Source organism: Ruegeria meonggei (assembly GCF_900172215.1).
Taxonomy (GTDB): Bacteria; Pseudomonadota; Alphaproteobacteria; order Rhodobacterales; family Rhodobacteraceae; genus Ruegeria; species Ruegeria meonggei.
This window is the reverse complement of the sequence record NZ_FWFP01000004.1, coordinates 60,577-84,879: the sequence shown is the minus strand read 5'-3', so window position 1 is coordinate 84,879 and position 24,303 is coordinate 60,577. Positions and strand designations below refer to the sequence as shown.

At 56.7% G+C, this 24,303-nt stretch carries 22 protein-coding genes; 4 read left to right on the top strand and 18 right to left on the bottom strand.

Going from position 1 to position 24,303, the window contains the following annotated elements; translation table 11 throughout:
• Positions 1 to 10: 10 nt before the first annotated feature.
• The gene (locus tag RUM8411_RS07635; RefSeq protein WP_085822106.1) at positions 11 to 1,246 is read left to right on the top strand and encodes a Tm-1-like ATP-binding domain-containing protein; all 1,236 of its coding nucleotides are present in this window, start codon (positions 11 to 13) and stop codon (positions 1,244 to 1,246) included.
• Between the two features lie 62 nt (positions 1,247 to 1,308).
• On the opposite strand, the gene RUM8411_RS07630 is transcribed toward RUM8411_RS07635, so the two are convergent.
• The 12 genes from RUM8411_RS07630 to RUM8411_RS07580 form a co-directional block, all read right to left on the bottom strand.
• Positions 1,309 to 2,850, bottom strand: a complete 1,542-nt coding sequence (locus tag RUM8411_RS07630; RefSeq protein ID WP_085822105.1) for a polyamine aminopropyltransferase — start codon at positions 2,848 to 2,850, stop codon at positions 1,309 to 1,311.
• Positions 2,847 to 3,071, bottom strand: coding sequence for a DUF350 domain-containing protein (locus RUM8411_RS07625; protein WP_085822104.1), 225 nt, complete (start codon positions 3,069 to 3,071; stop codon positions 2,847 to 2,849). The genes RUM8411_RS07630 and RUM8411_RS07625 overlap by 4 nt, the downstream gene beginning before the upstream one ends.
• A gap of 10 nt (positions 3,072 to 3,081) precedes the next feature.
• The gene (locus RUM8411_RS22825; RefSeq protein ID WP_200818548.1) at positions 3,082 to 3,246 is read right to left on the bottom strand and encodes a hypothetical protein; all 165 of its coding nucleotides are present in this window, start codon (positions 3,244 to 3,246) and stop codon (positions 3,082 to 3,084) included.
• A gap of 1 nt (position 3,247) precedes the next feature.
• A complete protein-coding gene (locus RUM8411_RS07620; protein WP_085822103.1) occupies positions 3,248 to 4,549 on the bottom strand; it encodes a DUF4178 domain-containing protein in 1,302 nt (433 codons plus the stop codon).
• Positions 4,546 to 5,019: a DUF4178 domain-containing protein gene (locus tag RUM8411_RS07615; RefSeq protein WP_234995165.1), complete on the bottom strand. Its 474-nt coding sequence runs from the start codon at positions 5,017 to 5,019 to the stop codon at positions 4,546 to 4,548. The genes RUM8411_RS07620 and RUM8411_RS07615 overlap by 4 nt, the downstream gene beginning before the upstream one ends.
• Positions 5,020 to 5,338: 319 nt before the next feature.
• On the bottom strand, positions 5,339 to 7,159 hold the full coding sequence (locus tag RUM8411_RS07610; RefSeq protein WP_234995164.1) for an aminopeptidase P family protein: 1,821 nt from the start codon (positions 7,157 to 7,159) through the stop codon (positions 5,339 to 5,341).
• A complete protein-coding gene (locus RUM8411_RS07605) occupies positions 7,131 to 8,129 on the bottom strand; it encodes an ABC transporter ATP-binding protein (RefSeq protein WP_085822101.1) in 999 nt (332 codons plus the stop codon). The genes RUM8411_RS07610 and RUM8411_RS07605 overlap by 29 nt, the downstream gene beginning before the upstream one ends.
• Complete coding sequence (locus tag RUM8411_RS07600; protein ID WP_085822100.1) at positions 8,126 to 9,118, bottom strand: ABC transporter ATP-binding protein; 993 nt, start codon at positions 9,116 to 9,118, stop codon at positions 8,126 to 8,128. Before RUM8411_RS07600 ends, RUM8411_RS07605 begins: the two co-directional genes overlap by 4 nt.
• Before the next feature lie 3 nt (positions 9,119 to 9,121).
• Positions 9,122 to 9,973 carry an ABC transporter permease gene (locus RUM8411_RS07595; RefSeq protein ID WP_085822099.1) on the bottom strand — a complete coding sequence of 284 codons (852 nt, stop codon included), beginning with the start codon at positions 9,971 to 9,973 and terminating at the stop codon, positions 9,122 to 9,124.
• Positions 9,970 to 10,911: an ABC transporter permease gene (locus tag RUM8411_RS07590; protein WP_085822098.1), complete on the bottom strand. Its 942-nt coding sequence runs from the start codon at positions 10,909 to 10,911 to the stop codon at positions 9,970 to 9,972. The genes RUM8411_RS07595 and RUM8411_RS07590 overlap by 4 nt, the downstream gene beginning before the upstream one ends.
• A gap of 59 nt (positions 10,912 to 10,970) precedes the next feature.
• Positions 10,971 to 12,554, bottom strand: coding sequence for an ABC transporter substrate-binding protein (locus RUM8411_RS07585; protein ID WP_085822097.1), 1,584 nt, complete (start codon positions 12,552 to 12,554; stop codon positions 10,971 to 10,973).
• 129 nt (positions 12,555 to 12,683) lie between these two features.
• On the bottom strand, positions 12,684 to 13,298 hold the full coding sequence (locus RUM8411_RS07580; RefSeq protein WP_085822096.1) for a helix-turn-helix domain-containing protein: 615 nt from the start codon (positions 13,296 to 13,298) through the stop codon (positions 12,684 to 12,686).
• Positions 13,299 to 13,466: 168 nt separating this feature from the next.
• Between RUM8411_RS07580 and RUM8411_RS07575 the strand changes: the two genes are divergently transcribed.
• On the top strand, positions 13,467 to 14,099 hold the full coding sequence (locus tag RUM8411_RS07575; RefSeq protein WP_085822095.1) for a glutathione S-transferase: 633 nt from the start codon (positions 13,467 to 13,469) through the stop codon (positions 14,097 to 14,099).
• 104 nt (positions 14,100 to 14,203) lie between these two features.
• Here the strand turns inward: RUM8411_RS07575 and RUM8411_RS07570 are convergent, their stop codons facing one another.
• Together RUM8411_RS07570 and RUM8411_RS07565 are read right to left on the bottom strand one after the other, a co-directional pair.
• Entirely contained in the window at positions 14,204 to 17,308 is a 3,105-nt protein-coding gene (locus RUM8411_RS07570) for an efflux RND transporter permease subunit (RefSeq protein WP_085822094.1), read from the bottom strand.
• Between the two features lie 57 nt (positions 17,309 to 17,365).
• Positions 17,366 to 18,490 carry an efflux RND transporter periplasmic adaptor subunit gene (locus RUM8411_RS07565; RefSeq protein ID WP_143534850.1) on the bottom strand — a complete coding sequence of 375 codons (1,125 nt, stop codon included), beginning with the start codon at positions 18,488 to 18,490 and terminating at the stop codon, positions 17,366 to 17,368.
• Positions 18,491 to 18,840: 350 nt separating this feature from the next.
• On the opposite strand from RUM8411_RS07565, the gene RUM8411_RS07560 reads away from it, so the two are divergent.
• Together RUM8411_RS07560 and RUM8411_RS22685 are read left to right on the top strand one after the other, a co-directional pair.
• Positions 18,841 to 19,509, top strand: a complete 669-nt coding sequence (locus tag RUM8411_RS07560; protein WP_085822093.1) for a cupin domain-containing protein — start codon at positions 18,841 to 18,843, stop codon at positions 19,507 to 19,509.
• 185 nt (positions 19,510 to 19,694) lie between these two features.
• Positions 19,695 to 19,865, top strand: coding sequence for a hypothetical protein (locus RUM8411_RS22685; RefSeq protein WP_159453869.1), 171 nt, complete (start codon positions 19,695 to 19,697; stop codon positions 19,863 to 19,865).
• Positions 19,866 to 20,072: 207 nt separating this feature from the next.
• Here RUM8411_RS22685 and RUM8411_RS07555 read toward each other — a convergent pair whose 3' ends face one another.
• From RUM8411_RS07555 to RUM8411_RS07540, 4 genes are all read right to left on the bottom strand, one after another.
• Positions 20,073 to 20,852, bottom strand: a complete 780-nt coding sequence (locus RUM8411_RS07555) for an IclR family transcriptional regulator (RefSeq protein WP_085822092.1) — start codon at positions 20,850 to 20,852, stop codon at positions 20,073 to 20,075.
• A gap of 11 nt (positions 20,853 to 20,863) precedes the next feature.
• On the bottom strand, positions 20,864 to 22,222 hold the full coding sequence (locus tag RUM8411_RS07550) for a TRAP transporter large permease (RefSeq protein WP_085822091.1): 1,359 nt from the start codon (positions 22,220 to 22,222) through the stop codon (positions 20,864 to 20,866).
• Positions 22,222 to 22,887: a TRAP transporter small permease gene (locus RUM8411_RS07545; protein WP_085822090.1), complete on the bottom strand. Its 666-nt coding sequence runs from the start codon at positions 22,885 to 22,887 to the stop codon at positions 22,222 to 22,224. The genes RUM8411_RS07550 and RUM8411_RS07545 overlap by 1 nt, the downstream gene beginning before the upstream one ends.
• A gap of 68 nt (positions 22,888 to 22,955) precedes the next feature.
• Complete coding sequence (locus RUM8411_RS07540) at positions 22,956 to 24,194, bottom strand: TRAP transporter substrate-binding protein (RefSeq protein WP_085822089.1); 1,239 nt, start codon at positions 24,192 to 24,194, stop codon at positions 22,956 to 22,958.
• Positions 24,195 to 24,303: the final 109 nt, after the last annotated feature.

The window sequence follows — 24,303 nt, the reverse complement described above, 5'->3', positions numbered from 1 at the left end:
GGAGAAACCAATGGAAAAAAAGATAATCCTGCTGATCGGCACCTACGACACCAAGGAACCGGAAATGCGGTTCATCGAAGACGCGATCCGGGATCAGGGCGCAGAGGTGCTGACCATGGATGTCTCGGTTCTGGGTGATCCACAACGCCCGACCGATATCTCCAAGCATGACGTAGCCGCTGCCGGTGGCATGACCATCGATCAGGTGATCGCACAGGGGGATGAGAACAAAGCCTTTCGCATCATGGCTGACGGGGCGGCAAAACTGGTCGCACAAACCTACGCTGACGGGCGCTTTGACGGGATGCTGGCCACGGGCGGGACCATGGGCACCGATCTGGCCATGGATTGCGCACAAGCGCTGCCGATGGGCGTGCCGAAATACATCGTGTCGACAGTCAGTTTCTCACCGCTGATCCCGCCGCACCGTCTGGCACCCGATATCCAGATGATCCTCTGGGCCGGGGGTCTTTATGGCATGAATTCGATTTGCCAATCCTCGCTGCGCCAGGCCGCTGGGGCGGTTGTTGGTGCCACCAACGCAGCCATCGCGCCAGATCACAGCAAGCCGCTGATCGGGATGACCAGTTTGGGATCGTCCTGCCTACGCTACATGAAAACCCTGAAACCGGCATTGGAAGATCGCGGCTTCGAAGTTGCTGTGTTTCATTCAACCGGCATGGGCGGCATGGCGTTTGAAAAACTGGCTGCTGAAGGCGCTTTCGCCTGCGTGATGGATTTTTGCATGCAGGAGTTTGGCAATCTAATGGCGGGCTCTGTTGTCTCAAGCGGCAAAGATCGGGTAACCAATGCCGGGCGTATGGGCATCCCGCAAATGATCGCCCCCGGTGCATTGGACCTGCTGGATTTCGCCGGATGGCAGGACATCCCCGAGCGTTACGCCGACCGCCCGTTCCACGAGCATAACCGATTGATCAAAAGCTCAGTCTTCAACGGAGACGAACGGCGCGCCTGGATACGCGAACTGGCCAACCGGATGGAGGCCGCTACCGGACCCGTCCATTTCTTCCTGCCCGTTGAAGGCGTAGAAGCTTGGGACAGGCGGGGCGAAGAGGCCCATGATCCACAAGCGTTGGCAGAAATGGTCGACGAGGCGCGCAAAACCATACCGGACCGTGTACCGATGACTGAGCTGGACGCACACATTAACGATGCCGCCTTTTGCGATGCTGTGCTGACGCTGTTTGACGAGTGGGTCGCAAGCGGTCTGGTTAAATCCGGTTGAGACGTGGTCGGGTTGAAGATCAGGTTAGCCGTGCTTTACAGAACTTGCTGACGCAGTAAGCGTCAGCGGAACCAATAATCCCAGCCGTCCAGGTAATACCCGGTCAGAACATGTGACTGCAGCGTGTTGGGTTCGGCCGCGATGCGATCCATGTCACCGCCGAACTCTTGCGCCGCGTGCCATACTGCACTGGTCAGGTACTGAAGACCCTCAGGCAGTTCGATATCCCGGGTCGGCACCGATTCAGGTGAGGTCAGCACAAAACCCCATTCCCCGAAACTTGGGACATAGCTGTGATAGGGCACCGCGTTCAGCCCCTGCCCCGGGTGCTGTGGGTTTCGACTGGTTTCTAGTGTCTCAACCACTGACCAAAAAGCTTGGCGCGCGAAAAAGGGTGACCCAGCTTGTGTCACCATAAGGCCCTGCGCCGACAACCTCTCGACAACCAGACCATAGAATTGCCTGGTATAGAGCCGCGATAGCGAGATCGACTTTGGATCGGGCAGATCAATGATGGTAACGTCGTAAATCCGCGTGTCACGTTCAAGAAATTTCCAGGCGTCTTCATTGATAATCGACACACGCGGATCGTTGAACGCACCCTCGTTCAGCTGGGACAACATAGAATGGTCGCGGAAGATCTGAGTAACCCGCGGATCAAGATCCACAAGCGTGACACTTTGTACATCCGGATAGCGCAGCACTTCGCGGACGGCCATTCCATCGCCGCCGCCCAGAATAAGGATGTCGGCCCGGCGCGGCGCCAATGACATGGCTGGATGCACCAGAGCCTCGTGATAGCGATGCTCGTCCAGAGAATCGAACTGGATCGAGTGATCCAGAAACAGCCTGACCCGGTCGCGGTATCGTGTCACGGTTATCTTCTGATAGGGGGTCGCCTCGGACAGGATGACGTCGTCTTCAAACAGTTCCGCTTCGGCCACAGATACCAGTTTTTCTGAATGCCACAGCGCAATCATCGTCGCCGCGAAGGCAACCGCCCACACCACGACCTGCGTGCGGGTGGCCCAGTTTCGGAACAGAAACAGTGACAGGCCCGCCACCGCCAGATTCAGCCCGCCAAAAACAAGACTGGCGGACATCAGCCCCAAATGCGGGATCACCAGCAATGGAAACGCCAGCGAGGCAACCAGCGCACCAACATAATCGACACTCAGAACATTCTCGAACCGGAATTTCCGAGCCCCGATTTGCTCTAATACCCGCGCGATCAGTGGAATTTCCATTCCCGAAAGAATGCCGATGGTGATCAGCGCGGCATAGAGTGGGGTTTCGACATGGCCCATCCAGGCATAGTTCAAAAACAGGAATGGCCCCATGAACCCACCTACGACGCCCAGCAATATCTGCGCCCAGACGAAACCGGAAAACGCTTGATCGACAAACCGCGACAGCCAGGCACCCAATCCCATTGCCGACAGGAAAATGCCGATGACCAGCGAGAACTGGCGCACCGAATCCCCCAGCAGATAGCTGGACAGGGTCGCCGCGATCAGCTCGTAGATCAGCCCGGCAATCGCGATCAGAAAGGTCGCGGCCAAAAGCCAAGCAGCGCGTGCATCCACCGCGCCAATTGGTGTCATGAAAGGATGACGGCTGCGATGATGATCGCCACGGACACAAACAAAAGCCCAACCAGAACGGCAAGCGCCGTGTTCTGATCATGTTCGATTTCCCGAACGATCGAGAATGGGGTCAGCCAGTCGATCACCTTCCACACGATCCACATCAATGTCACACCCAGGAAGGTATAGAATATGGTGCTGATGATTTCCGCAATCTGAATTGCTGCCAGGTATTCCATTGATTCCTCGTTATTTTACGCGGTTAGCCCGATAATATCCGCCGCCATCACTGCCGACGCGAACGGACCGGTCCAGATCACGGCTTTCGCCACCGTAGCCGTGATAAGATAGATACCCTGTGGCAGCAACTGCCACGGTTGAGATGAGAATGAAAGCAATCCTAAATACTGTCACGTCAATCCTCGTCTACCCAATCTGTGCCGGACCAGCGCGCCCGTCGATGTAGCGCCTTGCGCCCGTATTGCAACAGGAAAACCGCGCCGAACAGACCGCCGAGCAACATCATCCAATAACCGCTGGAAAGACCGGATCGGACATCAACTTTTAGCTGAGAGAATGGCTGTTCGGGAATACCAACTGCCCCGGCACCACGCCACAACCCTTGCTCAGGCACAGTCAGCGTGAGCGTATAAGTGCCCGAGACTTCGGGTCGGAAAATCAAACGGGTCTGGGGCGAGCCTTCGCTCCAATTGCCGTCTGAATCGCGACCCGAGTATCGTTCAATCGTGCGGCCTGCCTCAAACACCGGTTGGTCGTTGGGATCCACCAGCTCCATATCCATATAGACCCAGCTGTTCTTTACGTCCCCCTGCAATGAGATGGCCGTAAGATTGTTGTTGTCTTCCAGTGGAATTTCGATTTCCACCGGAAGATCGGCGGCTCGGACCGTGTGGTTGCGCAACACGTCCTGCCCTGAGCGCGTTGTGAATATCGCCGCCAAAGCCAAACAGAGAGTGGCAAAGACTAATGAAGACAGCATCACAAAGTAAAAGTTTCGACCGGCCACAAATGGCTGCAACGGATGGACGCGATAAGTCTTGAGGTCGAGTTTTACACCAAACCCATCTTCAGCCTCTTGCTGAGAGACATAGATCGAGCGATATGCCTCACGCTCGGAGCCGGTTTGTGAAAAGCCCAACATAGCCGCGTCGGACATCGCAGTAATTGTGAATGTCCGCTCGCCCATTCTCGGGCTCCATGTGAACTCGCCCTCGACATAGGTGATCGTGCTGTTGGTTGTTTCGTAATAAATGTACGTTCCATTAGTCGTTCGCACAGATGGCGGATGGTCTGCCGTCTCAACCCAGTGCTCGGATATCCAGCCTGACCCCCGATAGCGGCGTGTAAACACCAAGTGGTTGTTTTCCAGCGTCAGCCACGCATAACCGTGAGTTGGTGAATAAAGCTGATGATCTATCCAGGTAAAGCTCCGGCCGGCCCATCGTTCGGTATGTTCGACAAGTCCGATGATGACAAATTCGACACCATAAAGCGTGCCGCACATCCCGATCGACAGCGGAGATTGAGGGCGCTTCTGATCCTTGAACCGACGCAAGACCTTGTAATTGTCCTGTGCGTCCAGTTCTGAGCCGCAATAGGAACAGACCTGCACCATGATGCGCCCCCCGCCCAGAACGTCCAGGCCAGCACCGCAGGATGTGCAGTTGATCGAGGTAAGTTCGCTGTTCCGGGTCATGTTGGTCTGACCACCTGCACACCAAACGGGTCATGCCAGCGCCCTGTGTACCACGCCGCCTCTTTGCCCCAAAACTCGCCTGACAACAGGGCATATCCATCAGCTGAAGCATTCACGAAGTCATAGGTCTCGCCCACGTGCAGCTCTTCGTCGAACTGCCCGCGTAAGGCAACACATTCAGCCTGTTCCACTTCGGTGACAGTATAGGTGGTGCCGTCAAACTCTAACGTCTCGCCGGGTTTGAAGGGGGGGCGAAACTTTGGTTGGGCTGGACCGGTTACTGGGGTCTGCAGAATCACGTCACCTTCATCGACCGAAATCCAGATCGTTTCGCTTGTCGTGGACAATCCACAGAACTCGTCCCAAAACCCCCGGCCATAAGAAAACCGCGCGTGACCGACGATTTGGATCGTTTTGCTGCCCAATTCGACATAGTCGCCGATGCCAAACAGCATGGGGGCGTCGTGCATGATCCCCTGCTCGCCCGCGTTTTCAATATGTGCGCCGCGAAGAATTAAGGTGGTGCTGCAGGCCGGGCAGGTCACTACCTTTGCCGCTTTTAAGGCAACTGGACATTGAGATCCGCAATTAGGGCAATTCAAATCGCTCATGTCTTCAAGTCGCGCAGAGCGGCACGAAGTTCAAGCTGTGATTGAGTTACGCGACCCGAAAGCACCCCACTGCGTTTCTGATGCCATGGCTGGCCGACCTTCCCAACCCGCTGGTTCGATATCAGTTGGGCGTCAGCCATAACCCGGCGTCTCTGGGCTAAGCATCGCAGTCTAGCACTCAGGTCAATGATGCGCAGGCTTCTCGGGCCCATTCCAAGGCAGACGGCGACAATCTGGGGCCTATGCGTTGCAACAGCTTTGTATGATAACTGTTCAGCCATTCACGCTCGGCCTGGGTCAGAAGATCTTGCACCAACATGTCTGTTTGAATGGGGCACCAGGTCATGTTCGAGAATGTCATAAATCCATCATCAGCCTGCGTGATTTCAAACAGGTTTTCGATCCGAATGCCAAATCGGTCGGTTTCATAGTAACCCGGCTCGATCGACAGGATCATACCGGGGGCCAGATCAACGGGGTTGTAAGGTTTGCCGATCCGCTGAGGATGCTCGTGTACCGACAGGCGGTGGCCAACGCCGTGACCGGTGCCATGATCGTAGTCCAGCCCGAGATCCCACAACGGGCGGCGGCAGATAGCATCAATGTGATGGCCTTGTGTTCCGGGTGGAAAGCGCAGAGTGCACAATGCGTGAAAAGCTTTGAAAACAGCTGTATAAGCCCGATCATACCCGTCGGGCCTGTTAGGGCCGAAGGCAAAGCTGCGAGTGGCATCCGTCGTGCCCGTTTCAAACTGCCCTCCGGAATCCAACAGATATGTGCCGTCTTTGACTAAGGGCACCACATTGCCTTCCTGCGTTGCATAGTGGCACATGGCGGCATTGCCATCCGCAGCGGATATCGGGTTGAAACTGTCTCCGAGAAACCCGGATTGCTCACGCCTGAACCCCTGCATAGCCAATTCAGCCTCGCGTTCCGTCACCGGATTACCCATGTTGGCACGTTCTGGAACCGTGGCCGCCAACCAGGCACAGAATTCTGTCCAGGCGATGCCGTCAGCGATGTGGCAGGCGCGCATCCCCTCGATTTCCGTCGGGTTCTTTTGCGTCTTGGCCGTGGTCAGCAAGCTTGGCCGGGGCTTCTGATCGGCACCGATGCGCTGCAGCACGATACGGACGGCCTCTGGTGAGAACTCGGGGTCAAACATGACGCCCTGCCCTACAGCAGCCCTGGCCTCCAGCGACGGTAGAAATGCCTCAGGTACGCAAAGCTGAACGTCGTCAGGCAGGTGATCCGTGACACTCTGATCCAGCTTTTGCGGCGCGACAAACCACAGAACCTGACCCGAGACGTCGACCATTAGAAACGAATGCGGCACCGGATTTAGGGCGACGTCTGCCCCCCGGACATTTAACAGCCAAGCAATATTGTCCGGCTGAGTTTCGACCAGCAACCCGGCCCCAAAGCGGCGCATTCCCGCAACCAGATCGTCGATCTTATCGCCCGACGGCTTGCCTGAAAACTGCACTGGAAACGGCTCAACCCGACCCATCGGGATCGGGGGTTGGTCAGGCCAAACCGCGTCTACGGGGTTCTTTGCGACCGGGGTCAGCTCTTGGCGCTGCAACGCATTGGCGAAACGGTCATACAAGACTGGTGACAGATGCATGGCATCGAAACCGATACGCCATCCGGGCTGAGCCCGTTCGGCCAACCAGTGCTCGGGTAGGTCGTCGAATAGATGCAGGTGTGTAAACTGCGCCGAAGGGCATTGATTTGCGGCCTGCACCACATATCGTCCGTCCACGAACAGGGCGACCGTGTCCATTGTGACAACTGCCATCCCGGCGGTGCCGGTGAACCCGGTGACATAGGCCAGTCGTTCATCATGTGGGGCCAGATATTCCGCCTGATGCGCGTCATAGCGGGGCAGGATGAAAGCATCCAGACCTTGCGCCTGCAATTCTGCCCGCAGGGCAGTAATGATCGCCTCGCGTTTGGTTTCGGGCGCATCAAGCATGGGCATTAATCTCTTCAACATGATGACAGGCCACCTCACCACGCCCTTCGAAAGGCAAAAGGGCAGGAACCTGTTGTTTGCATATTTCGCTGGCATGACGGCAGCGCGCGTGAAACGGACAGCCTGGCGGCATGTTTAGCGGTGAGGGTAGTTCCCCCTCCAACTTGGTGGCCTTGCCCCGGTCGTCCGGGTCCAGTGACGGGGCAGCGGACAACAGAGCCTGACTATAAGGATGGGCTGGATTCGAGAACAGGGTTTCGCTGTCCCCGATCTCGACAATCCGTCCCAGATAGATCACCGCCACCCGGTTCGACACATGCCGGACCAGACGCAGATCATGTGCTACAAAAAGAATGGTCAGGCCAAGGTCGCTCTGCAGCTCAAGCAGCAGATTCACCACCTGTGCCTGAACCGACACATCCAGTGCCGAGACCAACTCATCCGCGATCAGCACTTCGGGCTCGACCGCCAGGGCCCGAGCGATTGCGATACGCTGACGCTGACCGCCGGAAAACTCGTGCGGTAATTTGTGCTGAGCGTCCTGCGGCAACCGGACCAGATCCAACAGTTCAGCCACGCGGGCGAGGATACCATCCTCGGGGCGCATGTCGTGAACCCGAAGCGCCTCGGCCAGAATTTGTCCTGTTGTCATCCGCGGATTGAGCGAGGAATACGGATCCTGAAACATCATCTGAACACGGCGGTTATAGCTGCGATCTGTACGTTGCGCCGCGTCAAAGATGTCTTTCCCGTCAAATCGGACTTCGCCTTCGCTTGGCTTGTACAGACGGACAATACAGCGTGCCAAAGTGGACTTGCCGCAGCCAGATTCGCCCACAATACCAAGGGTCTCTCCCCGGTACAGGTCCAAGCTGACACCGTTCAGAGCACTTACAACGCGGCCCGGCCGACCCGTGACCACATCGGCCATGCTACGCCCCATGGGAAAGCGTAAATGCAGGTCCTGAATTTGCAATACGGCGCTTTTCATGCGGCATTCCCCTGTTCATTGGTGACCGGATTGAAACAGGCAACCTGGCGCCCCTCTGTGATCAGGGATAACGGTGGCCGATCCTGTTCGCAGGAGGCGACACAGGCGGCACAACGGGGTGCAAAGGCACATCCCCGTGGCAGTGCATCAAGGCTGGGTGGAACACCCGGCACCGAATAGAGCGACGTCCTTGGCGGCAGGTTTTCCGGCACCGATCGCATCAGTCCGACTGTGTAAGGATGGCGCGGGTGTTTCAGCACGCCGCGCACCGGCCCCTGTTCGACGATCCGTCCGGCATACATCACCGCGACATTGTCGCAGGTTTGGGCCACCACGCCCAAATCATGGGTCACCAGCACCACGCCCATATCCATGTCCTGCGCCAACTGCAGGATTAGATCAAGTATTTGCGCCTGAATGGTCACGTCCAATGCTGTTGTAGGCTCATCCGCCAGCAATAATTTGGGCGTCGCGGCCAAAGCAATGGCGATCATCACGCGCTGCCGCATCCCACCTGAGAATTGATGCGGATAGTCCTTCAACCGTTGCTTGGCCGAGGGGATGCCGACCAGGTTCAGCATTTCGATTGCGCGATCACGACGCGCCACCTTAGACAAATCAGTATGGGCGTGCAGGGTTTCCTCAAGCTGCAGCCCGACCGTCAGCAGAGGATTGAGCGAGGTCATCGGCTCCTGAAAGATCATCGCGATCTCGCGCCCCTGGATTTGGCGCAATGCGCGATCCGGCATCCCCACCAGATCGCGCCCCTGCCAGCGTACCTGCCCAGTTACATTGCCATATCGGCGGGCCAAGCCAATAATTGATCGTAGGGTTACGCTCTTGCCAGAGCCGCTTTCACCGACCAGCCCCAGAACCTCACCCTGTGAGACTGAGAAACTGACATCACGAAGCGCAGGCAACGCCTGACCCGTGCGGTGAAACGTGGTGCACAATCCGTCCACCTCGAGAATTGGTACTTGGTGTTCCACTCTCTACCCCCGTGGTCTCAGGAGATCGGCCAAACCGTCACCCAACAGTGAAAAGCCCAGCCCGGTCACAACAATGGCAATGCCCGGCATCAGGCTTAGCCACCAGGCAGTTGAGATAAAGTTGCGGCCTTCGGCAATCAGCACGCCCCACTCGGACTGTGGCGGTTGCGCGCCCAGACCCAGATACCCCAGGGACGAGCCCAACAGGATCACCAGCGCCATATCGGTCATCCAGTAAACGATGACAGGCGTAATCGCGTTGGGCAGCAGGTGGCGGAATATGATGCGTCGATCCGAGTAACCCATGACTATTCCGGCCGCGGCGTAATCGTTGCCCATCTGGGCAATCACCTCGCCTCGCATCAAACGCGCGTAATATACCCAGTAGACCACCGAAATCGCGATATACATATTGACCAGACCCGGCCCCAACACAGCGACAACCGCGATAACCAGAACCAAAAACGGGAAGGTGATGACCGCATCAACAATCCGGCCAAAAATCAGATCGGCAATGCCCCGGTAATACCCCACCAGTGCCCCGATGATAACACCGGTCACCAGAGCAAAGACCGTGCCAAACACCGCCATCTGCATGTTGACCTGATAAGCCCAGATTACCCGTGACAGGCTATCCCGCCCCAGCAGATCGGTGCCGAAGGGATGCGCCCACGAAGGTGGCTGCCTAAGCGCCAGATAATCGATTGCGTTTGGATCATAGGGGGCAAACACACCGGGAAAAACGGCCAGCATGATTGAAAATCCGATAATCAGCAATCCGGCCACAAACCCCGGTTTGCGCAGCGCCCGTTGCATGAATGTCGGTTGCGTGGGGGTAAAAATCGCATCACTCATTGCAGTCGCATCCTTGGATCAAGGCGGCTCTGGAACAGATCCGTCATCAGGAAAACCAGAGATACCAACAGGGCAAAGGTCAGGGTCAGGCCCTGAATCAGCGGATAGTCCCGGGCAAAGATCGCCTCGAGCATCAGCCGCCCCATGCCTGGAACCGCAAACACCGTCTCGGTGACCAGAGTACCACTCATCAGGTTGCCGATGGACAAGCCCAGCAGCGTCACGGTTGAGATCAACGCATTGCGCAACACGTGCCGTCCCAGGATCAGCCGCGCGGGCAGCCCTTTGGCACGGGCAAACTGGACGTATTCGGCATCCAGAACCTCGATAATCGCGCTGCGCAGGTTCCGCATGATGATGGCAGAGGTATACAATGCAACGGTGACCGAAGGCAGGAACAAATGATATAGCCGTTCCCCGAACGTATCGCCGTACCCGCCCACCGGGAACAATCGCAGCTGCGCGGCCAAAAAGGTCAGCAGAACCAGACCGATATAGAATACGGGCATCGACAGACCGACCTGAAACACCGTGCGGATCACCGCATCCGGCCAGCGCCCACGATTGAGCGCCGCGACAAAGGCCAGAGGCCCGGCAATCAACAGAGACAGCACAACAGAATAGACCGTCAGAAACACCGTAATCGGCAGACGGTCGACAATCACAGTGGTGACATCCGATCGCATCAGAATGGACCGGCCCAAATCACCCTGAACCGTATTGCTGAGGAACAGCCAGAACTGCACCACCATCGGTTGGGTCAATCCCAACCGTTCACGGATGGCCTGGATATCAGCATCCGAGGCCCGATCCCCGGCCATTGCAATCGCCGGGTCACCGGGCAACATGCGCACCAGAAGAAAAATGATCACCATGACCAGAAAGAAGGTCGGGATCATCAGAAAAAGCCGTTTGAAGATATAAGTCAGGCTGGACACACGCACGCTCCGCACAAGAATCCCGCCGCCTAAAAGGCGACGGGAAGAAGGGTCAGATATTAACGGCTGACCGTTGCTTCATCGAAGATGTTGTTGCCCAAGGGGGTTTGGACATACCCATCGACAGCATTGCCTACGGCCACGGCAAAGGGTGTTTCGTACATGAACAGCAACGGTGCTGCTTCTGCATAAACTTCCTGCATCCGGGCGAACTTGGCCTTGCGGGCCTCTGGGTCCATCTCCTTGGCGGCTTCTTCGAACAGGGAGTTGAACTCGGGGTTTTCCCAACCTGTGCCCACGGCCTTGGCAGTCGGGGTATAGCCCAGCCATCCCACAACCTGGCTTGGATCGTTCACGTCATTGACCCAGCCATAGGTGTGAATATCGAACTCACCCGAACGGTTCTTGGCGCCGCGTGTTGCGCCATCGACCTGTTCGACCACCAGATTGATGCCCAACGGGGCCCACATCTGCTGAAGCGCTGCAAAAATCGTGGCGTCATCCGCCGACCCCGCCAGTGTGGTTAATGTCACCTCTGTACCCGGCTGCACACCGGCCTCGGACATAAGCGCCTTGGCCTTGTCCATGTCATAGGCATAAAGCGGGTCCATGTCGGCTGCATATTGCGTGGCCTTGGCCATCAGAGGCGAGCTCATCGGTTGTCCAGCCCCATGCAGAACCACACCGATCAAAGCATCCTTGTTCGTGCCGTAGTTCAACGCCTGCCTCACCCGTGCGTCTGCAAGCGGATTAGGTGACCCATCTGCCCGCGCTTCACGCGTGTTGATCGGCGAATAGATGATCCGGGTGGACGGGTAGAGCTGCATCTTGATGTTTGGATCAGCCTCCAGCTCCGCCACACGGCTGAACGGGATGAATTCCGCGGCATCCACCTCACCGGCCTGCAGGCGCAGGATACGGGTCGCATCGTCGGGCACGATCTCAAAATGCACGCCGTCCAGATAGGGCAGCGCTTTACCATCCGCACCCATGCGCCAGTAATTCTCGTTGGCGCAGAAATCCATCGATGCGCCCTGTTCAAAACCGCACAGATAGAATGGCCCAGACCCAACGCCTGCCGATTTCGCTGCAAAGATCCCGGCGGATTTGTCCTGATCCGTCGCGCCAGCGGCGGCGTCAAAAGCGGCTTTTGAGACGATGGCCGTATTGAACGTTGCCAGCATCGACAGCAAGGTTGGGTCAGGTGCCGACAGCGCAATGGTCACGGAATTGCCGTCCGCCGAAACCGAGTCTATCGACCCCAACAGACCGGCCCAGGGGCTGAGGTCAGGGTTGCGCGCCCGATCAAGGGAAAAGACGACATCCGCGCCGGACATCGGTGAGCCATCGGCAAACAGCACGCCTTCGCGCAGGGTCAGAGTTACGGATTTGCCATCTTCGGAGACCGCATGGCTTTCTGCCAGGCCAGGCTCGACTGAGTTTCCATCGGCGCTGCCGCGCAGCAGAGTGTCGAACAGGCTGCCGACCATCCAGATGTCGGGATTGCGGTCCGCATAGATTGGGTCAATCAGCCGCGAACCGTCATAGCGCGCAAAATTCAGGGTTCCGCCCCGCTCCTGCGCCATTGCCGGCATCGACAGCGTGGCGGCGATGGTCATTCCCAGTACCGTCTTCAGCATCATTCTTCTCTCCTCCCGGAAAAATCTATGTCATTCCTGATCGAGAGAATACGCGATTCTTAGTTTTACTAAAGTTTTTTTTAGTGATGGGTTAAACTTTTTTACTTGTATCCAATCTACACGTTATCCCAATCACTCTGCGGCAGACCCGGACGGCCCTGTATCTTTGATCGGAGAGGTGGTGACCCAGAGCTCGACCGCCTCATTTTCCCCCAGCACAACCGAGTAGTGCCGCGTGGACGTGTCATGGTGAATCACGTCACCAGGGGACATGATGAAAATCCCTTTCCCCAGATGATACTCCAACTGACCGGACAGCAGATAACAGAACGCTTCTCCATCGTGGCACATCTTTTCCGACACATGGCCTGCAGGGCGGTGAACGATCTGGGGATGGAACAATGCGCCGGCGAATCCTGGACCAAGCTTCTCATAGAACCGCCCCCGCGTGCCTAATGAATAGGTCTGCCGCTGGTCCTTGGGCACGAATTCAGAATACACCTCGGGCACGCTGAGAAGCTGTTCGATGCTGGTTTGCAACGCCGCTGCGATCGCCATCAAAGATGTCAGAGAAGGAGAGCTGAGCCCCCGCTCAACCTGCGAAAGGAACCCGGTTGTCAGATCAGAGGACTTCGCCACCTGCTCTAACGTCAGACCCATGGCCTTGCGCCGCCTTCGGATGGCTTGCCCCAGCTCGGTTGGCTTGCCCTTTGTTTTGGCTTTGGCACGCTCGGTCGGAGCTAACATATGGACTCTCCTGCGGTTCCTATGGTCTTGGCCATTGAATAGAAAAAAAGTCGCAAGATCAAAATTTTTCTTAGTGAGGCTAAAAATTTCTAATTACGTCCATTCCAAAACAGAGTTGCAGACACCGCCCGGCGCCCCATAATCGGGGAAAACAAACCTGGTCACAACATGCATCACCCCCCCATCTTCTGGTCTTTCCGCCGCTGCCCCTATGCGATGAGGGCGCGTCTGGCTATTGCCAGCGCAGGTATCACCGTTGAGCTGCGAGAGGTTCGCTTGCGCGACAAACCCGAAGCGTTCCTGCATACATCGCCGACAGCTACAGTTCCGAGCTTGCGGTTGCATGATCGGGTGTTGGATGAAAGCTTGGACATCATGATCTGGGCACTGGAGACAAACGACCCCCAGCAGCTTTTGGACATGCCCACCGAGGGCTGGGAACTTATCGCTACTTTTGACGGCCCGTTCAAAGAGGCGCTGGATCATACGAAATACAGCACGCGATACCCGGATCTGGATGCAAAGGCCGAACGACAGAAGGCCTCAGATTTTCTGATTGACCTGAATGCACGCCTTGAGGCTCGCCTGTGGCTGTATGGCGACCGGCCGACCTTGGCCGATCTGGCGCTTTTGCCGTTTTTCCGACAGTTCGCTTTCATCGACCGAGCCTGGTTCGATCAGCAACCCTGGCCTCACCTTATTGCATGGCTGGATCGGTTTCTGGACAGTGAGCAGTTAAGTCAGGTTATGATCAAATACACACCTTGGGTTGAAGGGGACGCACCGGTTCTATTCGGGTGATAAAGTTACGACACCTTCCCGGGCCCTTTACGCCGGGCGCAACCGACCAAATTGCGCCTAGACAGCCCCGACTTCACTTAACTTTTGCGCACAGACATTTGCTGTCAGCCAGACGCCACCCGTTTAAACAGGCGGTAAATCACCACGAAAAACACCGGTACAAAGACGACGCCCAGCACTGTGGCCGAGATCACGCCGCCCATGACGCCGGATCCCATGGCTGTTCGGCCCCCGGCCCCTGCACCCGAGGACAGAACCAGCGGCAGGACACCCAGGGAAAAGGCCATTGAGGTCATTAGAATGGGCCTGAACCGCTGATGTGCGGCATCCCTGACGCCCTGGAACAATGGCTCTCCGGCTGCGACCTTGTCGCGCGCAAATTCTACGATAAGGATAGCGTTCTTGCCGGTCAGGCCAATGACGGTCAGCAGCGCGACCTGAAAATAGACGCCGTTTTCAAACCCGCCCAGCCAGGCCCCGGTCAAAGATCCGGTGATGCCGATCGGCATGGCCAGCATCACCGCGAAAGGAATGGTCCAGCTTTCATACAGCGCCGCAAGGCACAAAAACACCGCAGCAAGGGACAGGGCGTAAAGCATCCCGGCCTGATCTCCGGACTCGCGTTCTTCCAGCGACAGGCCAGTCCAAGCGATCTGATACCCGGGTGGCAGTTGCTGCGCCAACGCTTCGATCTCGGCCATCGCCTCACCCGTTGTGAAGCCACCTGCAGGGCTGCCTTGCAACTGAATGGCGGACACACCGTTATAGCGGTAAAGCCCCTGCGGGCCGAATTGCCAGTTGGTTGTAGAAAAATTAGAGAATGGCACAAGCCCACCCGAGTCGTTCCGCACCCGCCATGCGCCGATGTCCTCGGGGACCATGCGATAGGGCGCGTCGCCCTGAACGTAGACCCGTTTGATCCGGCCTCGATCCAGGAAGTCGTTTACATACCGCCCGGCCCAGGCGACCGACAAAAGCTCTCCGACATCCTGCGCTGACAGGCCCATCGCACCTGCGGCACGCCAATCCAGGTTGATGTTGAACTGGGCGGCGTCCTCCAACCCGTTGGGTCGGATTGAGGCGATCGTCTCGCTTTGTGACGCCAGGCCCATCAGTTGGTTTCGGGCCTGGACCAACTCTTGGTGGCTTTGGCCGTCGCGCGCCTGCAGGTAGAAGTCGAAACCGCTGACATTGCCAAGTTCGATAACTGCCGGAGGAACAATCGGAAAAACCAGCGCGTCCTGAATTTGCGAAAAGGCCCCAAAAGCCCGCCCCGCGATTGCCTGAGCACTGCGATCAGGTGTGTTGCGTTCGTCCCAATCTGTCAGACTTACAAAGGCCAGGCCCATGTTTTGCCCCTGACCGGCAAAGCTGAAGCCGCGCACAGTAAAGACCGAGGCGACGTTTTCAGCCTCATTTTCCAAATAGTACTGCTCGATCTGTTCAAGTACGGCTTCGGTAGACCCGGCCGTAGACCCGGTTGGACCCTGCACCAAAGTGAACAGGATGCCCTGATCCTCTTCGGGCAAAAAGCCGGTCGGCGTGCGGGCAAACAGATACACCATTGCCGCGCCAATCAGCAGATAGATCAAACCCATACGCAGGGGGCGTCGTATCGAGAACCCGACCAGCGAGGAATAATGATCGGTCAGCTTGTCAAACCCTCGGTTGAACCATCCAAACAGGCCGCGATTGCGCTTGTCGTGATCGGGTTTGCGTAAAAGGGTGGCGCACAGCGCCGGTGTCAGGGTCAGAGCGACCACGACGGATAGCATCATCGCGGAAACAATTGTGATCGAGAATTGCTGGTAAATGACCCCAGTGGACCCCCCGAAAAATGCCATCGGAATAAACACGGCAGACAACACAAGTGCGATCCCGACCAATGCGCCAGTGATCTGGCCCATGGATTTCCGCGTCGCTTCGTAGGGGGACAGGCCCTCTTCCTCCATGATGCGTTCGACGTTTTCGACAACGACAATGGCGTCATCCACAAGCAATCCGATTGCCAGAACCATCGCCAGCATCGTCAACGTGTTGATCGTGAACCCAAAGGCCGCGATTATCCCAAATGTCCCCAACAAAACCACGGGCACGGCAAGAGTTGGAATGATTGTCGCACGCAGGTTCTGCAGGAACAGGAACATGACAAGGAACACCAGCGCGATAGCCTCGATCAGCGTGTGGACCACTTCTTCGATTGAAATCTCGACAAATGGTGTGGTGTCATAGGGCACTACATATTCCACGCCATCGGGGAAAAAGGCAGACACCTCCTCAAGCTTGTGCTTCACGCGTTCAGCGGTTTCCAAGGCGTTGGCGCCCGAAGCCAGTTGAATAGCCATCCCCGCCGTTGGATTGCCATTAAACCAGGCCGAGGTCGTATAGGTCTCGGCCCCGATCTCAACCCGCGCCACATCCCGCAGCAGGACAAGGCCACCGTCGGTTTCAGCCCGGACCACGATCTGTTCAAAATCCTCTGGCGTGGACAAAAGCGATTGCGCCGTAATCGTCGCATTCAGAGCCTGCCCCTCAATCGCGGGAAGAGAGCCAAACGATCCTGCAGACACCTGTGCGTTTTCTTCGGATACCGCCTGAACGATGTCCGACGGCGTTAGCTCGAATGCGGCAAGCTGTTCGGGGTTCAGCCAAATACGCATCGCATATTGCGCGCCGAAGACCTGAACATTGCCAACCCCATTGAGACGGCTGAATTCATCAACCATGTTCGACACAAGATAGTCGGACAGGTCCACCGCGTTCAGACGGTTATCGGTCGACACCAGCGCCGCAACCAAAAGAAAACCGCCCGACGACTTTTGTACCGTAACGCCCTGGCGCTGCACAGTTTCAGGTAGCAGCGGGGTGGCCTGGCTCAGTTTGTTTTGCACCTGCACCTGCGCGATATCCGGATCGGTACCCGTTTCAAATGTCAGCGTGACCGAGGACGCGCCAGTCGAAGTCGACGCCGAATTTATGTATCGCAGCCCGTCCAGGCCCGTCATCTGTTCTTCGATCACCTGCGTCACGGTGTTATTCACCGTCTCTGCCGAAGCGCCGGAATACGAGGCGCTGACGTCAACGGTTGGCGGCGCGATTTGCGGGTATTGTGCAACTGGTAAGCTCAGAACCGCCAACGCACCAATCCCCATCAGCAAAATCGAGATGACCCATGCAAAAACAGGTCGGTCAATAAAGAAACGTGCCATAAACAGCTTTCACATCTGGTTGCGGGACACCCGGTGCCCCAAAACTGGGTACGCGGGTTACGCGTCGGGCTCTTCTGTAGGAGCAACCGTTGCCCCGACACCGATCTTTTGCAGACCCGACACGATTATCCTGTCCCCCGCCTGCAGGCCGCCGGTAACAATCCATTTGTCGCCTTCCGTCCCTCTGACGGTCAGAATACGCTCGGCCACCGTGTCATTGTCATCAACGATCATCGCCGTTGGCTGGCCACGCCGGTTGCGTGCGATACCTTGCTGTGGTGCAAGGATCGCCCCTTGCAGGACCTCAAACGGAAGATGGGCAGTGACATACATGCCCGGCAGAACAATCTGATCGGGGTTCGGAAACTCGATCCGCAACACAGACACACCAGTTTGCGGGTCCACCTGCGGCTCGGCCGCAAGGACTGTTCCGGTCTGACCAAAGGTGGATCCATCTGCCAGCGTCACTGTTACAGTAGGATCCAGCGACTGCAGCGCCGCTGGCTGGGTCGCAATTGCCCGGTTAAAGCGCAAGACATCCTGCGTGGATACTGCAACGTCCACATAAACCCTGTCGATCTGCCGGATCACGGCCAAAGGCTCTGCCTGTTGTGCGGTCACAAGCGCCCCCTGTGTGGCCAGCGCTCGACCCACCCGACCCGACAAAGGCGCGCGTATGACAGTGTGCTGCAAGTCGATCTTAGCTGTCTGCAGCTGCGCTTTTGCGACCAAAAGACCAGCCTGGGCCGAATCCCTTTCAGCCACGGCGGCATCAACTGCCTGTTGACTGGCCACGTTTCGCAACAACAGTTCCGCCACGCGTTTTTCTTCTTTTTCAGCAGCCGTCAGCCGGGCTTCAGCCTGCGCCACATTTGCGTTGGCCTGCTGAACCTGAGCGTCATAGACCGCATCGTCTATGCGATACATTGCATCGCCTTGCTGAACCGTGCCGCCCTCCTGGAACAGGCGTTCAACGACAATTCCGGAAACCTGCGGTCTGACTTCTGCAACACCCAACGCGGCCACTCGACCGGGAAGTTCGGAAAAAAGCGTCACGTCTTCTGCTTTTAGCATCACAACGGTGACAGGGACCGGATTGCCGGATTGTGCAACCGCAATGGACGTCATACCGGACAACAGCGCTGTCAATGACATCAGCAAGAAACGTCGGTATCTGATCATTTGGCTTCTCCGTCTGGTGCGGGCTGTTTGCAAGCGGTTCTTGACGCCCGCGGAAAGGTCAACCTTCGACCCTTCGCGCAAAATGGTAGCGCTGACTATCCCTGAGATTTTAAGTCTCAAATTGCAATAGCGAATTCTATCCGGACACGGCTATTTTTCACGTCCGGCTAAGTTCTGGACAACAAACTCGCAGTTGCGGAAGGCAAGCTTTGGCCGGGGCGCAAATGATCGCACCAAACACATTACCGAGATGTCCCTTTTCGCCCAAGTTGAAAGTCTGCACGTTGGCGGTCTAGGTTACACCTTTGCCGATTTTGCGAATGTTGGAATCCCCGAAAGGACATTTTCCCATGGAAATCAACGCAGACTTTTCTTCCCGCGTCGTCGTCCACTCTGATCAGCTTGAATGGCAGGCTTCACCGATGAAAGGCGTGGACCGGCGCATGCTGGACCGGATCGGAGGCGAGGTTGCCCGCGCCACCACCATCGTCCGCTATGCGCCCGGCAGCAAGTTTTCCGCCCATACCCATACCGGGGGCGAGGAATTCATCGTGCTTGACGGCGTGTTTCAGGACGAACATGGCGATTTTCCTGCTGGAACCTACGTGCGCAACCCGCCGACATCCCAGCATACCCCAGGGTCTGAGCCCGGCTGCACCATCTTTGTTAAGCTCTGGCAGTTCGACATGGACGACCGCAACCAATTCCGCAAAACCATGGCGGACGAACTGGCCACCCCGGTCAACGGCGTGGCCACAGCAACGCTTCACAAGGACGCGCGTGAAACAGTCACCTACAGCCATCTTGATCCGGGTGCTCAGATGGCGTCAGGTGCCGCAGGCGGGATCGAGGTTCTGATCATCGGTGGGTCGCTGACATCTGGTGGCGATCTTCTGTCCAAAAACGATTGGCTGCGCCTGCCCGAGGGCGAGACGCTGTCTGTAACCGCGGGCACAGACGGTGCCAAGCTGTGGATGAAGTCAGGCCATCTACCTTTTGCACAGCCACCGGAAGTTTGACCCACGACCGCCCATAGACCTCTGGCTCTTATCGCAGGTGCGGGGGCTGGCCTTGGCCAGTCCCTGCTGTCGCGTCTTCAAACCGGTGGGATGACTGCTGTTGGGCTGGGTCGAACCCAGCCATCGGAAACGATTGGAATTTTCATCAGGTCGATCCTATTGATCTCGGTTCAGTAACCCCCGCCGTGGCCGATCTGACCGCCGTTCTGAAGGATCGGTATCACGCGGCACTGGCGGATGAGTGCAACATGGTTGAAGTAAAACAAAACACCGGAGCCGAGTGTCTGCAGGCCATAAATGCGTTTTACAGACAAGCGCTGAATGATGGCAAAACATTATCGGATGAGGTTATTTGAAAAGATCAAAAGTTCCGCGCCAAAGAATATGTCAACACATTTGATGAAGCTGAAGAAGCCCTGAAGGCCCGCTGTGAACCCGGCGCCCACTCAGCTTGGAAAACCAGTTAGGGGCCGACGCACATTTGGCAGACATACGTGGGCAGAGCGAAAACGCGGTTGGAGCTGGTGCACGAGAATTCAGGGGCTCGGTTGTTTTTGACGACTTCAGGTCAGCAGCAGGGTCGACAGTTTTGATGCACCGTCCTGCAGGTTTTCCATAAATTGCATCAGACTTTTAAGATCATGACGCTGGGTCGGCGCGTGGACGGACAAGGTGGCCACCAGCCTGTCCTGGCCGTCCAGAACGGGAACGGCAATGGCTATCATTCCCGACATGAACTCTTCATCATCCGTTGAATGACCCTTTCGGGATATGCGTTTTATCTCTCGGCGCAACGCATCAGGTTCGGTCACGGTATGATTGGTATTGGGCTGCAGTTTGCGCGCTGACAAATAGCCGTTCAGCGTGATTTCTCGCAGCGTGGACAGGTACATTTTACCACTGGCGGTGCAGTGAAACGGAACCTGAGTGCCAACCGGCAATTGAATCCGCAACGGCCACTTGGTCTCGACCCTGTCGAGATAGATCATCCCCTCGCGGTCCGGGACGGCCAGGTTGCAAGTCTCGCCAATTTCATCCGCAACGCCGCGCAAAATGGCAAGACGCGCGGTCCGCAGGTGCTCGGACGATACCGTGTTAACAGACAGCTGTCTTAGCCGGGGGCCGGGACCGAATGACCGGCCGTCCAGGTCACGCTGAAGAAAGCCCTCGGACTCTGCCGTTTGCAACAAACGGTGGATTGTTGGCTTTGCCAGACCCAATGCAGAGATCAGGTCTGACGGCTTCACCGCGACTCCACGTCGTGCGACCTCTTCCAGGATCAGCAATAGACGCAGGTTTGTCGGTATCTGAGTGTCTTTTTCCGGTGCATCCGTATGGGCCATCCCGCTACATTCTAGTTATTTGGCAGCAGGATCAAGGCCAGATCGGGCACCAGTGACACCAGTATCCAAACCGAAAGCAGCGCAACGAGATAAGGCACCGTGTACCGTAACAGCCGGAAATACGGCACGCCCGTCACGCCAGACGCGACATAGAGGTTCAGACCATAGGGAGGAGTAATGAACCCAATGGATGCCCCGACCAGGAAGATAACCGAAAAGTGGATCGGATCGACGCCAACTGATGCTGCAATGGGCGCCAGGATCGGTGCCAGAATAATCGTCACCGGAAGGCTCTCTAGCACCATGCCCGAGAAGAAGACTATCACCATCGATGTGAACAAGACCGCGTAGTAGCCACCCATAGAGGTTACGAAATCTCCGATGGTTTGCTGTGCGCCCAACAACGACAGGATTTGCTGCATCACAACCGACACTGCAATCAGAGGTGCAAGAATACCAGTGATCTGGGCCGAGCGGATAACAATCGAAGGGATTTCAGGAATAGTGAAACCCTCGACTACGAACATTTCGGCATAGCTTTTCTCGGTTGGGGGGATATCGTTCCGTGCGCCCATGATGCGGTTGATCGGGTAACTGACCAGCCCAGCGATGACACAAAACCCAACGGTCACCCCGGCTGCTTCGGTCGGCGAGAACTTACCGGTGTAAATGCCCCATAGCACCAGACCGATGGCGAAAAAGCCCAGCCACGCACCAAAGGCCGTCTTCAGAACCCGGGTCAGTTGCAGCGGGATCAGAAATCCCCAGCCGTTGATCCGGCAGATGATCCAGCACGCAAACTGCATCCCAATCACCATTAACGCGCCTGGCAGTATACCAGCCACAAACAGCTCGGAAATCGGCAGGTTCATCAGGAACCCGTAGACGATGAAGATGATGGACGGTGGGATGATGATCCCCACTGTACCGCCCGCAGCCGCTGTGGCGGCGCTAAAGCGTTCGTCATATCCGCCCTTGACCATCTCGGGATGCAACATCGACCCGATCGTTGCCGTGGTGGCCGAATTCGAGCCCGAGATCGCCGCGAACAGCCCGCAGGCCCCAAGCGATGCCATCGCTAGCCCACCGCGTATCCAGCCCAGACAGGAATAGGCAAAATCGCTCAACCGCCGAGCGATACCCGATTTGTTGATCAGGTCCCCTGTCAGAATGAACAGCGGCATTGCCAGCAGCGCGAAGCCCTTGTTGAAGACGTTCAGCAATTCGGCGCCCATATTGTCAAGCGTCAGGCCCAGAACAAATGAGCATCCGATCACCCAATAGCCAATCACCAGAAAAACCGGCACGCCCAGCATGAACAGAAACGTCACGCCCAATGAGATTAGTGTAACCCAGGTTCCGTCTGCCATCAGTCTGCCCCTATCACAGCCTGCTGAATCAGCGGCTGACCTGTTTTCCAGTTTCTCAGATCATCTGTCAGGTTTTGGAACACCCGTCCGACCATAAGGAAAAACGACAATGGTGCTGTAAGCAGGAACCACCACTGCATGATGTTGTCAGTCCCAAGCACGATCTGGAAGTTTGACGCAGACAGCGCCACCAGGCGGGATGTCGTCACAATGACGATCACCGCAAAGATGAACCACAGCACGGCGTCCAGGATCAGACAGGCCAATTGTCCGCCTCGGGGCATGGAGGTGCGAAACTCGCTAAAGCTCAGATGGGTGCGCAGGCGTACGTTGTATGACGCTCCGAACCAGGCCATGACCATGAACAACAGCGGTGGAATGGTGGTGGACCAGGGTTCCTGATCGTTAAATACAAAACGGTCGATCACGCCCCAAAAGATGATCAGCGCAATGGCAAGATAGGAATACACCATCACTGAGCGCTCAAAATGGCGTTCAATGAACGGCACTTTGCGATAGATGATCATGATAAGAAACCCACCCAATGCGGCGACAACCGCGCCAACTATCCAGGCGGCATCGGATCGCAATGCGGTTTGGATCTCGAACGAATCCTGGCTCAACAAGGCGCTGAAAATCGCGCCGACATCTGCCCAAAATGACATGAACCCCGTCCTTCCAATTGGTGTTTAGTGGAACCGGCCCGCGTGGGGCCGGGCCTTCAGTGCTTGGATCAGGCCTCGCCTTTCCACCAGCGACGGGGCTCGACGTTTTCGGGCAGTGTGTCTGCCGGGATCTCACGCGCGATGTCGTAGATCTCTTGATAGGTGTCGATGCCGCCGGCCCACTTGTTCAGACGCTCGCGCCATTCAGCCCAGGGTTCCGGGTTGTAGTTCGGGGCGCACATTTCTTCGGCCAGCTTGATCTGATCTTCGGCTAGGAATGCCGGACGCACGCCGTTTTCGGCAAAGATTGTTTTCGGCAATTGCGGATCCGAGAAGCCAACCGTGTTCAGCAGAGCCGCCTCATTGGCCCCCTGAATAAGCGCTTGGGTGAAGTAAGACGATTCCATAACCGCGTCCTGCAGCTCACCGCCCAGCCCATCAAAGACGCTGGCCGACATCGAGGTATGCTCGGTGCCGCAGAAGAACTTTAGGTCAACAGACTGTGACACCACCGGCGACATGTTTGCATAAGCCACCGCCGACGCCCAGGTTTCAGCACCATCAATCAGACCTGTTTTCAACGCATCCAGCGTTTCTTCCCACGCAACTGGAACTGGGTTCAGGTTCAGCAGCTGCATGGCGATTCGACCCAACTGAGTACCCGTTACGCGGTTTTTGGTACCAAACAGTTCTTCCAGCTTGGTAACCGTGGGTTTGTCCGAGAAGGTCGAGCCCATCTGAAGCCCGCGCAATTCACAATGGGTGAACAGGAACTTCAACCCGTGCCGTTTCTCCAGCGGCTCACGCAGGATACGCTGGCTCGCGGGGCTGTAGAAGAAGTGATACTGCGCCGCGCGGCTGGGGAACATATAGGCATAATCCAACACGTTCAGATAGGGTGCGCCACCAGCCGAGTTCTGGGTAGACGCCGCATAGATGTCGACGATTCCCTGCTGAGTCTTTTCAACACAACTCAGCTGACCACAGATCTGGTTGTCGCCGATGAATTCGATGCGAATCTCACCATCCGTACGTTCTTCCAGGTCGCGGGCAAATTCGATGGCCCCTGCCCGTTCGATCAAAAGGTTACGTGTATTGAACCCGGATGCGCCGAATTTCAGCGTGTGCTTCGGCTCTTTCGAAAACCGCTTTTCGTATGTTGATTCCGCAGCTTGCGCCAAGTTGGCCAGGCTCATGGCCCCACCGAATCCGCCAGCAGCAAGCAGAGTGGAACTCATGCCATAGCGTCCTGCCACGCGGAAAAAATCACGCCTCGAAATACCGCCTAGTTTCTTACCGATCTCCATTGCTTTCCTCCCGTTTCGCAATTAATGAGACTTTTTGTATCAAAAAAAGCTAGTATATTTCTGGCAATTTGCATAGGTTTTTTTTCAACAAACTTGAAAGGAGTCGGTC

Bases quoted from the DNA above. Each gene is read 5' to 3' on its own strand.
- RUM8411_RS07635 (WP_085822106.1), top strand. From the start codon at position 11: ATGGAAAAAAAGATAATCCTGCTGATCGGCACCTACGACACCAAGGAA.
- RUM8411_RS07630 (WP_085822105.1), bottom strand. From the start codon at position 2,850: ATGACACCAATTGGCGCGGTGGATGCACGCGCTGCTTGGCTTTTGGCC.
- RUM8411_RS07625 (WP_085822104.1), bottom strand. From the start codon at position 3,071: ATGGAATACCTGGCAGCAATTCAGATTGCGGAAATCATCAGCACCATA.
- RUM8411_RS07620 (WP_085822103.1), bottom strand. From the start codon at position 4,549: ATGACCCGGAACAGCGAACTTACCTCGATCAACTGCACATCCTGCGGT.
- RUM8411_RS07615 (WP_234995165.1), bottom strand. From the start codon at position 5,019: ATGCACGACGCCCCCATGCTGTTTGGCATCGGCGACTATGTCGAATTG.
- RUM8411_RS07610 (WP_234995164.1), bottom strand. From the start codon at position 7,159: ATGTTGAAGAGATTAATGCCCATGCTTGATGCGCCCGAAACCAAACGC.
- RUM8411_RS07605 (WP_085822101.1), bottom strand. From the start codon at position 8,129: ATGAAAAGCGCCGTATTGCAAATTCAGGACCTGCATTTACGCTTTCCC.
- RUM8411_RS07595 (WP_085822099.1), bottom strand. From the start codon at position 9,973: ATGAGTGATGCGATTTTTACCCCCACGCAACCGACATTCATGCAACGG.
- RUM8411_RS07585 (WP_085822097.1), bottom strand. From the start codon at position 12,554: ATGATGCTGAAGACGGTACTGGGAATGACCATCGCCGCCACGCTGTCG.
- RUM8411_RS07580 (WP_085822096.1), bottom strand. From the start codon at position 13,298: ATGTTAGCTCCGACCGAGCGTGCCAAAGCCAAAACAAAGGGCAAGCCA.
- RUM8411_RS07575 (WP_085822095.1), top strand. From the start codon at position 13,467: ATGCATCACCCCCCCATCTTCTGGTCTTTCCGCCGCTGCCCCTATGCG.
- RUM8411_RS07570 (WP_085822094.1), bottom strand. From the start codon at position 17,308: ATGGCACGTTTCTTTATTGACCGACCTGTTTTTGCATGGGTCATCTCG.
- RUM8411_RS07565 (WP_143534850.1), bottom strand. From the start codon at position 18,490: ATGATCAGATACCGACGTTTCTTGCTGATGTCATTGACAGCGCTGTTG.
- RUM8411_RS07560 (WP_085822093.1), top strand. From the start codon at position 18,841: ATGGAAATCAACGCAGACTTTTCTTCCCGCGTCGTCGTCCACTCTGAT.
- RUM8411_RS07555 (WP_085822092.1), bottom strand. From the start codon at position 20,852: ATGGCCCATACGGATGCACCGGAAAAAGACACTCAGATACCGACAAAC.
- RUM8411_RS07550 (WP_085822091.1), bottom strand. From the start codon at position 22,222: ATGGCAGACGGAACCTGGGTTACACTAATCTCATTGGGCGTGACGTTT.
- RUM8411_RS07545 (WP_085822090.1), bottom strand. From the start codon at position 22,887: ATGTCATTTTGGGCAGATGTCGGCGCGATTTTCAGCGCCTTGTTGAGC.
- RUM8411_RS07540 (WP_085822089.1), bottom strand. From the start codon at position 24,194: ATGGAGATCGGTAAGAAACTAGGCGGTATTTCGAGGCGTGATTTTTTC.